Origin of the sequence: Agromyces sp. PvR057 (assembly GCF_040547485.1) — a bacterium.
GTDB lineage: Bacteria > Actinomycetota > Actinomycetes > Actinomycetales > Microbacteriaceae > Agromyces.
This window is the reverse complement of sequence record NZ_JBEPPT010000006.1, coordinates 71,927-84,021: the sequence shown is the minus strand read 5'-3', so window position 1 is coordinate 84,021 and position 12,095 is coordinate 71,927. Positions and strand designations below refer to the sequence as shown.

Genomic DNA, 12,095 nt, shown 5'->3' with positions numbered 1-12,095 from the left:
CCTATCAACGGCGTGCCCCGACCGGAATGCAGCCGCATCGCTCCGACAGCCGCGCCTCACATGTTGATCATGTGGCCCGTGAGGCCGTGGAACGCCTCCTGCAGCGCCTCCGAGAGCGTCGGGTGCGTGTGCACGTTGCGGGCGAGCTCGTTGGCGCCGAGGTCCCACTTCTGGGCGAGCGTGAGCTCGGGCAGCAGCTCGGAGACATCCGGCCCCACCATGTGCCCGCCGAGGAGTTCGAGGTACTTCGCGTCGGCGACGAGCTTCACGAACCCGACGGGCTCGCCGAGGCCGTTCGCCTTGCCGTTCGCGCTGAATGGGAACTTCGACACGACCACGTCGTAGCCCTCGTCGCGCGCCTGCTGCTCGGTGAGGCCGAAGCTCGCGACCTGCGGCGAGCAGAACGTCGCGCGCGGCATCATGCGGTAGTCGCCGAGTTCCATGGTCTCGGCGTCGCCGATGGTCTCGGCGGCCACGACGCCCTGCGCCTCGGCCACGTGCGCGAGCATGAGCTTCGCGGTGACGTCGCCGATGGCGTAGATGTGCGGCACGTTCGTGCGCATGCGCTCATCGATCGCGATGGCCCCGCGCTCGGTCAGCGCGACACCCGTGTTCTCGAGCCCGAAGTTCTCGACGTTGGGCGCGAAGCCCACCGAGATGAGCGCGCGGTCGACCTCGAGCGAGCCCGGCCGGCCGTCGGCCGCGGTGTACGAGACGGTGACGGATGCCCCATTGTCGACGACCGACTCGACCTTCGTCGACGTGAGGATCGGCACGCCGAGGTTGCGGTACTGGCGGGTGATCTCCTTCGAGACCTCGACGTCCTCGTTCGGGAGCGCCCGGTCGAGGAACTCGATGACCGTGACCTCGACGCCGTAGTTGCGCAGCACGTAGGCGAACTCCATGCCGATCGCGCCGGCGCCGACGATGGCGATCGAGCGCGGCAGGTCGCGCGTGAGGATCTGCGTCTCGTAGGTGACCACGTTCTGCGACAGCTGAACGCCCGGCAGCAGGCGCACGCGAGAGCCGGTCGCGATGATCGCGTTCGCGAAGGTCAGCGTCTCGGCCGTGCCGTCGGCCTTCGCGACCTCGAGCGTGTTCGCGTCGCGGAACGTGCCGCGCCCGTCGAACTCGGTGATGCCGTTCTTCTTCATGAGGAAGTGCACGCCCTTGACGTGCTTGTCGGAGACCTGGCGGCTGCGGTCGAATGCGGCGCCGAAGTCGAAGTGCGCGTCGCCCGTGATGCCGAACGTCTTCGCCTGGTCGTGGAAGATGTGCGCGAGCTCGGCGTTGCGCAGCAGGGCCTTCGAGGGGATGCAGCCGACGTTGAGGCAGACGCCGCCCCAGTACTTCTCCTCGACCACGGCGACCGAGAGGCCGAGCTGTGCGGCGCGGATGGCGGCGACGTAGCCGCCGGGGCCGGCGCCGAGGACGATGACATCGAAGTGCGTGCTCATGGGTTCCAGCCTAGGCGCGCACTCCGTCATGGTCACTCGCGAGTGCGGACGTCTTCGTGGGCTGCCGCAGGGAGCAGGGCGATGACCTCGGCGCTCGTGCCGCGCTCGCCGAGGTCGGGGAAGACCACGTCGATGCTGTGCCGGTGCGCGTCGAGATCGCCGTCGGTCATCGCGTCGGTCGCGAACGTCACGTGGTAGCCGTGCTCGTGCGCGGCGCGGGCGGTCGACTCGACGCCCTTCGTGGTGGCGATGCCGGCGAGCACGATCTGCGTCACCCCGGCCGCCTGCAGCTGCTCGTGCAGGTCGGTCTCGTGGAACGCGCCCCAGGTGCGCTTCGAGATGCGGATGCCGCTGCCCTCGAGTTCGGGCACGAGGTCCATCGCGCCGGCCGGGAGCGATGCCAGGGCGGATGCCGCGGGCGCGCCGCTCGCACCCGCGCCGCTCGCTCCGGCTGCCGCAGCCGCCGCGGCGAGCCTGGCGGCGTTGGCGGCGCCGTTCTCGGTGCGACCGGGTGCCTGCCCGAACGCCCGCACGAGCACGACCGGCAGGCCGCGCTCGCGGAAGGCGGTGGCGAGCTCGGCCGCATGCTCGACGGCGGCGGCCGAGCCCTGCTCGGCGTTGCGGTCGACGATGAGGCGCTGCAGGTCGATGACGACGAGGGCGACGGTGGGGTCGATGGTGCTGAGGGTCATGCGTGGTCCTTCGAGGAGTGGTCGGGTTCAGGTGAGGTCAGGGTGCGAGGAGCCGGTCGAGCAGCTCGACGGCCTCGGAGATCGTGCCCTGCTCGGCGGGCGTGAGCCGCTCGCGCATGGCGTTCACGAGCCAGCCCGTCTTGTTCGCGCGGGCGCGCTGGATCGCGGACTGGGCGGCATCGGTGAGGAACACGAGCCGCGCGCGACCGTCGGCGGGGTCGGGCCTGCGGTCGACGATGCCCGCGTCGTGGAGCTCTGCGACGGTCGCGCTCATCGACTGCGGACGCACGGATTCGAGCCTGGCGAGCTCGGCGACCGAGATGCCGTCGGTCTCGGCGAGGCGTCGCACGACTGCGGTCTGGCCCGGCGTGAACTCCTGGAAGCCGCCCTCGGTGCGGAGCTTGCGCACGAGGCGCGCGCTCGTCACGCGCAGTGCGGCCGCGGTGGATTCGAGGTCGACGTCGGCTGAGGGCACGGCCCCACGGTAGCACTTGGACAGGTAAACTGCACAGTTTTCCTGTCTAAGTACGGCTCAGCCGAGCAGCGCGTCGAGCGAGGGGTGCAGGTGTCGCGTCGTGAGCACGGTCGCCGCGTGCCCGGCTCCGGCGTCGAGGGCCGCATCGAGCGAAGCCCCGCCCAGGTGCGCGTCGAGCACGCCGGACATGAAGGCGTCGCCGGCGCCGTTCGCGTCCACCACCTCGACCGGCACGGCGGCCACGTCGTGGCGGCGCAGGTCGGCATCGACGGCGACGGCGCCCCGGGCTCCGAGCGTGCACACGACGACGGATGCCCCGCGCAGCACGCACGTCTCCATGAAGGGGATCGGGTCCTCGCCGATGCGGTCGGCGTTCATGAAGATCCAGTCCGCGGCCTCGATGAACGGTCGGTGGAACGCGGCCTCGCCGTCGTAGTCGTGGATGTCGGTCCAGATGGGCCGGCCCGACGCGCGGGCCGTGGCGATGAGCCCGCGCGAACGCTCCGAGAGGTCGAGCACGATCGCCGCGGCATCCGCCATCGCCTGCACGAGCTCGGGCGACGCCGGCGTGCCGGGGTCGGCGGGTGTCGAGAGGTAGAGCGACACGCGCTCGCCGGCCGGGGTCATCAGGTTGAGGTGGCGCTCGGTGACGTCGGTGGGCAGGTCGTCGAGGTCGATGCCGGATGCCGCGAGCAGGCGCCGTACGCGCTCGCCGTCTGCGTCCGACCCGATGAGGGTGTGCAGGCGGACCGCATGCCCGAGCCCGACGAGTCCGAGCGCCTTGCCCGCGGACGTGCCGCCGATCGTCTCGTGCTCGGCAAGCGCGAACTGCATGTGCGGCACCGGTTCGGGCAGGCGGTCGAGCAGCAAGATGCGGTTCCACGACGCGGCGCCGGAGATCACGATGGGAGCGGTCATCGCGCCAGCATATGGGCCGAACCCCCGGTGCGTGCAAGCGCTTGCAGCGACGCGATGCGCGACGGCCTGCCGTCCTTCGGCGGATTCCGGACATCGAGCCGTCGACGGCGCATCGCGCACCGCGCCCGGGCGTACGCTCGGCAGGTGAGTTCGAGCGCCACCCCCGCAGCCGGCCCCGTCGCCGCATCCGCCGGCCCCGCGGCATCCGCCCCTCGTCAGGGTCGGAGCGTCTCGACCCTGCTGCAGTTCATCGCGATGGGGCTCGTGTGGGGCTCGAGCTTCCTCTTCATGAAGGTCGCGCTCGAGGGCGTCTCGTTCGGCCAGGTCGCCTGGTCGCGCACGGTGCTCGGCGGGCTGGCGCTCGGCGTGATCGTGCTCGTCATGCGCCCGCGGGTCGTCGCCCCGGATGGCACGCCCGGGCCCCTGCTGCCGCGCGAGGGCATCGTCTGGGTGCACTTCCTCGTGGTGTCGCTCACGACGTGCGTGATCCCGTACCTCTGCTTCGCGTGGGCCGAGCAGTACGTGTCGTCGAGCCTCGCGTCGATCTACAACGCGACGACGCCGATCATGACGGCGCTCATGGCGACCCTCGTGTTCCGGGTCGAGCGGCTGGGTCTCAGCCGGTGGGCGGGCGTCGGCGTCGGCATCCTCGGCGTCATCGTGGTCATCGGGCCGTGGCAGTACTCGGCGCTCACCGGTTCGCTCGCGGGCCAGCTCGCCTGCCTCGTCGCGACCCTCTGCTACGGCTTCACGTTCGGGTACCAGCGCAAGTTCCTCAGCCAGCGGCCGATCGCCCCGGCGACCTTCGCGTTCCTCTCGATCGGCGTCTCTGCGGTCGTGATGCTCGCGCTCACGCCCTGGCTCGCGCTCGAACCGGTCGACCTCGACTGGACCGTCGTCGCGTCGCTGCTCGCGCTCGGCATCCTCGGCACGGGCCTCGCCTACATCTGGAACATCAACGTGCTGCGCGCGTGGGGTCCGACGGCCACGTCGACGGTGACCTACGTGACCCCGCTCGTCGGCGTGGCGCTCGGCTTCATCCTGCTCGGGGAGCGCTTCTCGTGGCACGAGCCGATCGGCGCGGTGCTCGTGCTCCTCGGCATCCTGCTCGCGCAGGGCCGGCTCCGGATGCCGCGGCGGCGCGTTCGCGCGTGACGGCGGCCCCGAGGCATCCGCTCGTCCGAGGTCAGTCCGGCTTGCTGGCTCCGGTGTCGGGCCAGCTGGGGCCGGAGAGCTGGCGCCGGCGCCGGGGCATCGTGGTGGGCCGGGCTTCGCTCGCGGCCGGGTGGTCGGCGGTGTGCCCTGTGTACCAGCGGTGGTACGCCTCGACGAGCGGCACGGAGGTGAGGCCGTGCAGCAGCACGCTGAGGGCGACGGTGACGACCACGGTCGAGAGCACGACCTCGCCCTCTGGGACGCCCTCCTCGATCGCGAGCAGGACGAAGACGAGCGAGGCGAGCCCGCGTGGTCCGAACCAGCCGATGAACGCGATCGTCTGGAACCGCGCGCCGCGGCCGGCGAGGGCGATCGCCACGGGGACCATGCGCACGATCGTGAGGCTGAGGGCCGCGTAGAGCACGACCTGCCACGTGATGTGGGGGATCGCGCGCGTCAGCGCCAGGGCTCCGAAGCCGATCCAGGTGATGGCGGCGAACACCTCGCCCGCCTGCTCGGCGAAGATGCTCACGGTCGACCTGACCGGGCCGGCGAGGCGCCCGAACACGACGCCGCCGACGAACGCCGCGATGAACCCGCTTCCGCCGAGGCCGTCCGCGATCACGAACGACAGCAGGGCTGCTGCGAGGGGCAGGATCTGTCGCCACTCACGCCCGACCCACTGGCGCCGATCGCCCATCCGGAACAGCAGCCCGCCGAGGATGCCCGCGCTCGCGCCGCCGACGAGGCCCCAGCCGATCTGCGCGGCCATGCTGCCCACGACCGCACTGGTGATGCCCGTCTCGAGCTCGGCGTTGGCGATCGACAGCGCGACGAGGAAGAACGGCACGGCCAGGCCGTCGTTCAGGCCGCTCTCGACATCGAGGGCCTGGCGGACCCGGCCGGGGACCTTCTCGTCCGAGACGACCTTCTGGCCGAGCGCGGCATCGGTCGAGGCGAGCATCGTCGCCAGCAGCACGACCGACGCGATCGCCATGTCGGGGAACACGAGCACGCCCACGCCGACGCCGAGGAGCATGGTGAGCGGGAGGCCGATCAGCAGGAGCCGACCGGGCCACGCCATCTGGTGTCGCAGGGCGCGGAGGTCCAGGCGCGTGGCGTCGCTGAACAGGAGCAGCACGAGGGCGATCTCGGCGACGCGTTCCGCGACGACGGTCTCCATCGAGATGTCGGTCGTGCCGGGCACGACGAGGCTGACGGCGAACCCGGCCGCCGCGAGGAACAGCGCAGACGTGATGCCGCGCCGGTCGAGCGGGCGGGAGAACGCGCTCCACACGATGATGAGCACGAGGACCGTCGCCACCGCCGCCATGCGAACCCCATCTCAGACCTCGTGTGCCGTCGAGCGCTTGGTTGCCCTCCAACCTAGGGCCGCGATGCCCGCGGCGACAGTCCCTGCAACGAAGTCCCGCCGCCGAGGAAGTCCCGATCGCATCGAATTCGGTGCGCGGATGTGCGCCGAAGGGTTGACAGCCGCGCCGTGAGGTGGTTGGTTAGTTGGTGAAGTAACTAACCAACGAACCAAGCAGGGCGAGGCGGCATGGACGAATCGCGACCGATCTTCATCCAGATCACGGAGCAGGTCGAGAACGACATCATCGACGGCACCCTCGCCGAAGGGGCGCAGATCCCGTCGATCAACGAGTTCGCGACCTTCCACCGCATCAATCCGGCGACCGCGCTCCGCGGCGTCAACCGTCTCGTCGACGACGGGATCGTCGAGAAACGAAGGGGCATCGGCATGTTCGTCACCACCGGCGCGAGGGCGCGCCTCGTCGAACGGCGGCGAGACGAGTTCGCCGCCGCCTACATCAGACCGCTCATCGTCGAAGCCGAGAAGCTCGGGCTCGACATCGACCAGCTCGCTGCGCTCATCCGCGCGGAAAGGATCGAATCATGACCGCCACCGTCGTCAGCGCGAAGGGGCTCACGAAGCGCTACGGGTCGTTCACCGCCGTCGACGCCGTCGACCTCACGCTCGAGGAGAACCGCATCTACGGCCTCCTCGGTCGCAACGGCGCAGGCAAGACGACCATCATGCAGCTGCTCACCGGCCAGCTGTTCCCCGATGCCGGCTCGCTGGACGTCTTCGGACGAGCGCCGGCCGAGCATGCCGACGTGCTGCGCCGCATGTGCTTCATCGCGGAGTCGCAGCGCTACCCCGACAGCTTCAAGGCCGTACACGTGTTCAAGGCGGCGCCGTGGTTCTTCGAGAACTGGGACGCCGCGTTCGCCGAGCAGCTCATCAAGGACTTCCGCCTGCCGCTGAACCGCCCCATCAAGAAGCTCTCGCGCGGGCAGCTCTCGGCCGTCGGCGTCATCGTCGGGCTCGCGAGCCGGGCCCCGCTGACGTTCTTCGACGAGCCGTACCTCGGACTCGACGCGGTCGCGCGGCACGTCTTCTACGACCGCCTGCTCGAGGACTACGCCGAGCATCCGCGCACGATCGTGCTCTCGACCCACCTGATCGACGAGGTCGCGAACCTGCTCGAGCACGTCATCCTCATCGACCAGGGCCGCATCCTCTTCGACCGCGACGCCGACGAGCTGCGCGGATCGGCGACGACCGTCGCCGGGCCGCGATCCGTGGTCGAGTCGTTCGTGGCCGACCGGCCGGTCATCGGTCGCGAGGGCCTCGGCGGACTCGCGTCCGCGACCATCGACGGCCGGCTCGACCAGGCCGAGCGCATCAGGGCCGCCGAACTCGGGCTCGAGCTCGCGCCCGTCTCGCTGCAGCAGCTCATCATCCACCTGACCGGCACCGACCTGCGTGCCGACTCGACCGAGGAGGTCGCAGCATGAGCGCCGTCATCGATCAGTCGATCGTGCGCACCGAAGCCCGCTCGCGGGCTCATGAGATCTGGCGCATCGTGCGCCTCCACTGCGTCAACCCGTCGGTGTTCTTCGGGATCCCGTGGATCATCCTCGGGTCCGCCTGGGCGGTCATGATGATCGTCGGCCTCATCATCACGGGCGCCGGCGGGCCGGCCGAGGATATGGCCGAGGGCATGCGCTACAGCTGGGCGGTGCTCTCGCCGCAGTGGTACCTCGTCGTCGTCGGGGTGCAGGCCATCGGCATGACCTTCTCGTTCGCACTCGGCTTCGGCACGACGAGGCGCGACTTCTGGCTCGGCACGAGTGCCATGTTCGGCATCGTCTCCTTCCTGAACGCCGTGGCCATCGCCACGCTCGTGCAGATCGAGAAGGCGACCGACGGCTGGGGTATCGGCATCGCCATGTTCGACTCGCTCTGGTACGGCCAGCAGGGGTGGCTCACCGACTTCTACACGACGTTGGCGATGCAGCTGCTGGTGCTGTTCATCGGTGCGAGCGTGACGACGGTGTACATGCGGTGGCGCATGCGGGGCATGCTGTTCGTCGCCTTCGGCGCGATCGTCCTGTTCCTCGCCTTCATCGCGACGATGACGTTCAGCGGCACCTGGATGGCCCTGTTCGAGTGGTTCGCCGCCATCGGCGTGGTGGGCGGCTTCACCATCGTGCTCGCGCTCGCGGTGGTCTGCGCGATCGGCGGGTACCTCGTGATCCGGCGGGCGACGCCCCGGTGATCGACGCCCTGTGAGGGGAACGCACTGGCCGCGGCGCGGCATCCGGTGGGGGCCGGATGCCGCGCCGCATCCGTGTGCGCCGACGACCGCCGCCCGCCGGTGCGTAGGTGGAATTGCGGATGCCGCGGCCGCGCGCCCGGGCGTAGCGTCCGCAGGTGCCGGGCAGGGCACGCTCGCCGCCCGCGCAGAGGCGGCGCCGCGCGCCGCGGAGAGGATGAGCGATGCACACCACGTCTCGACGGCGGAGTTCTCGACGAAGGAGGCCGAAGGCGCTCGTCGTGCTCGCCACGGCGACCGCGCTGGCGATGCTCGGCGTCGCCGCACCGGCGTTCGCACACGGATGGATCGGCGGCTCGGGTTCGGAGCTGACCGCCAGGCAGGTGATGCCGGGCAACACCGGACTGGGCGCGGTGGCCTACGAGCCGCAGAGCCTCGAGGCGCCCGGCGGGTTCCCCGAGACGGGGCCGGCCGACGGCAGGATCGCCTCGGCGGGCATCGCCCAGTTCTCGGAGCTCGACGCGCAGACTGCGACGAGGTGGGCGAAGAACGAGATCACGCCGGGCCCGCACCGGTTCGGGTGGACGTACACCGCGCCGCACAACACCGACCAGTGGCGGTACTACATCACGAAGAACGACTGGAACCCGAACGAGCCGCTGAAGCGCTCGTCGTTCGAACTGCTGCAGGTCGTCGCCCACGACCACTCGGCGGCGAACACGTACCCGGTGCACACGATCACGATCCCGAGCGACCACTCGGGCTACCACGTGATCCTCGCGGTCTGGGAGGTGTGGGACACGACGAACGCGTTCTACAACGTGGTCGACGTGAACATCTCGGGTTCGCCCGGGTCCGCCGACACGCAGGCGCCGACCGCGCCGACGTCGGTGCGCAGCACGGCGACCGGCTCGTCGAGCGTCGGACTCGCCTGGACCGCGTCGACCGACGATCGCGGTGTCAGCGGGTACCGCGTCGAGCGTGCGACCGCGACCGGCGCGTTCGCCCAGGTCGCGCAGGCGACGGGCGCGAGCCACCTCGACACGGGCCTCGCGGCCTCGACGGCGTACCGGTACCGGGTCGCGGCCGTCGACGCGGCGGGCAACGTCTCGGCGTGGAGCGCGGTGTTCGGCGTGACCACGGGCAGCGGCTCGCAGCCCGACACGCAGGCGCCGACCGCGCCGACCGGCGTGCACAGCATGGCGACCACCGCCTCGAGCGTCGACCTCATGTGGACGGCGTCGACCGACGACCGCGGGGTCGCCGCCTACCGCGTCGAGCGGGCGACCGCGACGGGCGCGTTCGCGCAGGTCGGGCAGAGCTCGGCGACGAGCCTCGTCGACACGGCGCTCACGGCCTCGACCGCCTACCGGTACCGGGTCGCCGCGGTGGACGCCGCGGGCAACGCCTCGGCCTACAGCGCGGTGTTCCAGATCACCACCCTCGCCGGCTCGGGGAGCAGCGCGCCCGCGTGGAACCCCAGCGGCGCTTACGCGAAGGGCGACCGCGTGAGCTTCGGCGGCACGGTCTACGAGGCCGTGCAGACGCACCAGGGCGTCGGCGATCCGAGCTGGATCACTGCGCAGTCGCTCTGGAGGCCCGTGGGCTGACCGGGGGCAGCGCGACCCGCCTCCGCCGCGGCGCGGCATCCGTCGACCTCGGATGCCGCGCCGCACCGGTGTACGCACAGGCCCGCCGTACATCTGCAGGCGGATGCCGCGGGCCCGCGGATCATCCCGCAGCCCGACGCCCCGAGCGCCTTGCCCGACGAGGCTGGAGGCATGAGTTCGTTCGTGATCGAGGCAGCAGGCCTCAGCAAGTCCTTCGGCACCGCGCACGCCCTGGCGGGCGTGGACCTCCAGGTGCGCACCGGCGAGTCGCTCGCCATCATGGGCGCATCCGGGTCGGGCAAGACGACCCTGCTGCACTGCCTCGCGGGCATCACCCGGCCCGACTCCGGAACGGTCGGCTTCCGTTCCGGCATCGGACTGGTGCCGGTCACCGAGCTCGGCGAGCGCGAACGTTCCCGACTTCGCCGGGAGGCGTTCGGGTTCGTCTTCCAGCAGGGGCTCCTCATCCCGGAGCTCACCGCGGTCGAGAACGTCGCGCTCGCACTCATGCTGAACGGGATGCCGCGGGCGACCGCCGAGCAGCACGCGCGCGGGTGGCTGGCCGCCCTCGGCCTCGCGGGGCTCGAGGAGCGTCGCATCGGCCAGCTCTCGGGCGGCCAGGCGCAGCGCGTGGCGATCGCCCGTGCACAGGTCACGGGTGCGACCGTGGTCTTCGCCGACGAGCCCACCGGAGCCCTCGACTCGCAGACGAGCGCCGACGTGATGGGCGCGCTGCTGCACTCGACGACCGGCCAGGGGCGCACGCTCGTGGTCGTCACGCATGATCCGGATGTCGCGGCGCAGTGCTCCCGCGTCGTCGAGATGCGCGACGGGCGCATCGTGGGCGAGCGGGTGCCGGGGGTGAGCGCATGATCGCCAGGGTCGCGTGGCTGCTCGCACGACCGGGATCGGCGGGCGCCGCGGCATCCGTGCTCCCCGTGGTCGCGTTCGCGGTGGTCACCGCGCTGCTCCTCACGGTCGCGGGCGGCGCCCGGACGTTCTTCACGTGGACCGACGACACGTCGATGATCTACCAGCTGCTCGCGGTCATCGCGCTCGTGCTGCTCGTGGTGCCGCTCGTGTCGCTGGGCGGCGCGGCGGCACGGCTCTCGGCGAGGCGCCGCGACGACCGGCTGGCGACGCTCCGCCTGCTCGGCGCGACGCCGGGCGCCGTTCGCGCGCTGGCCGTCGTCGAGGCGGCCGCGTTCGCGCTGGCCGGGGCGGTGCTCGGGGTGCTCGCGTACCTCGCGGCGGTGCCGCTCATCGGCCTCATCCCGTTCCGCGGGGAGCCGCTCACCGCCGCGGGCGTGCTGCTGCCGTGGTGGGTGCTCGTGGGCGCGCCGATCGCGGTGGCCGCGCTCGCCGCGGTGAGCGCCGTGCTCGGCCTCCGCCAGATGGTCATCTCGCCGCTCGGCGTGCGCACCCGCCAGGAGGCACCGCGCCTGCACTGGATCCGCGTGGTCGGCGCGGTCGGCGTCGTCGCGTTCGCCTACGCGCTGATGAGCGTGATCGGGGTCGCGCAGGTCGCGCTCGTGCTCATCACGATGCTCGCGGTCGCCTTCGGCGGCACGCTCGCGGTGCTGAACCTCCTCGGCCCGTGGGTCATTCGCCTGCGCGCGAGCGGGCAGGCCCGGCGGGCGAAGACCCCGGCCCGCCTGCTCGCGGCGCGCTCGGTGCTCGAGTCGCCGAAGGCCGCCTGGCGTCAGGTCGGCGGCGTCGCGATGACGAGCTTCATGGCCGTCTTCGCGGGTGTCGGCGTCGGCCTGCTCGGTTCGGCCGCCGTCGACGGGGGCAACGCCGACCCCGAATCGGCGATGCTGCTCGCCGACGTGCGCACCGGCATCCTCATCACGGTCGTCGGCTCGTTCCTGATGGTCGCGTGCTCGGTGGGCGTCGGCCAGGCGGCGGCGATCCTCGACCGCGCCGACCTGTACCGAAGCCTCGAGATGCTCGGCATGCCGGTCGCCACCATGGAGGCCGCACGGCGTCGAGCCGTCATGTCGCCGCTGCGCGTCACCGCGGTCGGATCGGCCGTGATCGCGGCGATCGTGATGCTGCCGCTCACGGGCATCACGCTCATCGTCGCGCCGCTGTCGCTCGCCGTGATCGCGGTCGTGCTCGCCGCCGGCATCGGCATCGTCTGGCTCGGGCTGGCGGCCACGAAGCCCGTTCTGCATCGGGTGGCTGCCGGGTAGGGTCGAAGC

The 12,095-nt window shown here is 71.4% G+C and carries 12 protein-coding genes; 7 read left to right on the top strand and 5 right to left on the bottom strand.

What is annotated here, in order from left to right:
* Positions 1 to 56: 56 nt before the first annotated feature.
* Genes lpdA through ABIC29_RS17865 form a run of 4 tightly spaced genes read right to left on the bottom strand, consistent with a single transcriptional unit; the run spans position 57 to position 3,542 of the window.
* Positions 57 to 1,457, bottom strand: coding sequence for a dihydrolipoyl dehydrogenase (gene lpdA / locus ABIC29_RS17880; protein WP_116085587.1), 1,401 nt, complete (start codon positions 1,455 to 1,457; stop codon positions 57 to 59).
* 32 nt (positions 1,458 to 1,489) lie between these two features.
* A complete protein-coding gene (locus ABIC29_RS17875; RefSeq protein ID WP_116085589.1) occupies positions 1,490 to 2,149 on the bottom strand; it encodes an isochorismatase family protein in 660 nt (219 codons plus the stop codon).
* A 37-nt stretch (positions 2,150 to 2,186) separates the two neighbouring features.
* Entirely contained in the window at positions 2,187 to 2,624 is a 438-nt protein-coding gene (locus tag ABIC29_RS17870) for a MarR family winged helix-turn-helix transcriptional regulator (protein WP_158551872.1), read from the bottom strand.
* Positions 2,625 to 2,681: 57 nt separating this feature from the next.
* Entirely contained in the window at positions 2,682 to 3,542 is an 861-nt protein-coding gene (locus tag ABIC29_RS17865; protein WP_354247648.1) for a carbohydrate kinase family protein, read from the bottom strand.
* 240 nt (positions 3,543 to 3,782) lie between these two features.
* On the opposite strand from ABIC29_RS17865, the gene ABIC29_RS17860 reads away from it, so the two are divergent.
* Positions 3,783 to 4,697 (top strand): DMT family transporter, encoded by a 915-nt coding sequence (locus ABIC29_RS17860; protein WP_502915507.1) that lies wholly within the window; start codon positions 3,783 to 3,785, stop codon positions 4,695 to 4,697.
* Positions 4,698 to 4,728: 31 nt separating this feature from the next.
* On the opposite strand, the gene ABIC29_RS17855 is transcribed toward ABIC29_RS17860, so the two are convergent.
* Positions 4,729 to 6,021 (bottom strand): cation:proton antiporter, encoded by a 1,293-nt coding sequence (locus ABIC29_RS17855; protein ID WP_158551873.1) that lies wholly within the window; start codon positions 6,019 to 6,021, stop codon positions 4,729 to 4,731.
* A gap of 237 nt (positions 6,022 to 6,258) precedes the next feature.
* Here ABIC29_RS17855 and ABIC29_RS17850 point away from each other — a divergent pair, with 237 nt between their 5' ends.
* The 6 genes from ABIC29_RS17850 (at position 6,259) to ABIC29_RS17825 (ending at position 12,086) form a co-directional block, all read left to right on the top strand.
* Positions 6,259 to 6,618 (top strand): GntR family transcriptional regulator, encoded by a 360-nt coding sequence (locus ABIC29_RS17850; protein ID WP_116085600.1) that lies wholly within the window; start codon positions 6,259 to 6,261, stop codon positions 6,616 to 6,618.
* Positions 6,615 to 7,520, top strand: coding sequence for an ABC transporter ATP-binding protein (locus tag ABIC29_RS17845; RefSeq protein ID WP_354247641.1), 906 nt, complete (start codon positions 6,615 to 6,617; stop codon positions 7,518 to 7,520). Before ABIC29_RS17850 ends, ABIC29_RS17845 begins: the two co-directional genes overlap by 4 nt.
* Positions 7,517 to 8,284 carry a hypothetical protein gene (locus tag ABIC29_RS17840; protein WP_116085606.1) on the top strand — a complete coding sequence of 256 codons (768 nt, stop codon included), beginning with the start codon at positions 7,517 to 7,519 and terminating at the stop codon, positions 8,282 to 8,284. The genes ABIC29_RS17845 and ABIC29_RS17840 overlap by 4 nt, the downstream gene beginning before the upstream one ends.
* A gap of 221 nt (positions 8,285 to 8,505) precedes the next feature.
* On the top strand, positions 8,506 to 9,891 hold the full coding sequence (locus ABIC29_RS17835; protein WP_354247638.1) for a lytic polysaccharide monooxygenase: 1,386 nt from the start codon (positions 8,506 to 8,508) through the stop codon (positions 9,889 to 9,891).
* 171 nt (positions 9,892 to 10,062) lie between these two features.
* A complete protein-coding gene (locus tag ABIC29_RS17830) occupies positions 10,063 to 10,764 on the top strand; it encodes an ABC transporter ATP-binding protein (RefSeq protein ID WP_354247635.1) in 702 nt (233 codons plus the stop codon).
* On the top strand, positions 10,761 to 12,086 hold the full coding sequence (locus tag ABIC29_RS17825; RefSeq protein WP_354247633.1) for an FtsX-like permease family protein: 1,326 nt from the start codon (positions 10,761 to 10,763) through the stop codon (positions 12,084 to 12,086). The genes ABIC29_RS17830 and ABIC29_RS17825 overlap by 4 nt, the downstream gene beginning before the upstream one ends.
* Positions 12,087 to 12,095 lie beyond the last annotated feature (9 nt).

Excerpts from the sequence above, each read along its gene's own strand:
- lpdA (WP_116085587.1), bottom strand. The coding sequence starts at position 1,457 with ATGAGCACGCACTTCGATGTCATCGTCCTCGGCGCCGGCCCCGGCGGC.
- ABIC29_RS17875 (WP_116085589.1), bottom strand. The coding sequence starts at position 2,149 with ATGACCCTCAGCACCATCGACCCCACCGTCGCCCTCGTCGTCATCGAC.
- ABIC29_RS17865 (WP_354247648.1), bottom strand. The coding sequence starts at position 3,542 with ATGACCGCTCCCATCGTGATCTCCGGCGCCGCGTCGTGGAACCGCATC.
- ABIC29_RS17850 (WP_116085600.1), top strand. The coding sequence starts at position 6,259 with ATGGACGAATCGCGACCGATCTTCATCCAGATCACGGAGCAGGTCGAG.
- ABIC29_RS17845 (WP_354247641.1), top strand. The coding sequence starts at position 6,615 with ATGACCGCCACCGTCGTCAGCGCGAAGGGGCTCACGAAGCGCTACGGG.
- ABIC29_RS17840 (WP_116085606.1), top strand. The coding sequence starts at position 7,517 with ATGAGCGCCGTCATCGATCAGTCGATCGTGCGCACCGAAGCCCGCTCG.
- ABIC29_RS17835 (WP_354247638.1), top strand. The coding sequence starts at position 8,506 with ATGCACACCACGTCTCGACGGCGGAGTTCTCGACGAAGGAGGCCGAAG.
- ABIC29_RS17830 (WP_354247635.1), top strand. The coding sequence starts at position 10,063 with ATGAGTTCGTTCGTGATCGAGGCAGCAGGCCTCAGCAAGTCCTTCGGC.
- ABIC29_RS17825 (WP_354247633.1), top strand. The coding sequence starts at position 10,761 with ATGATCGCCAGGGTCGCGTGGCTGCTCGCACGACCGGGATCGGCGGGC.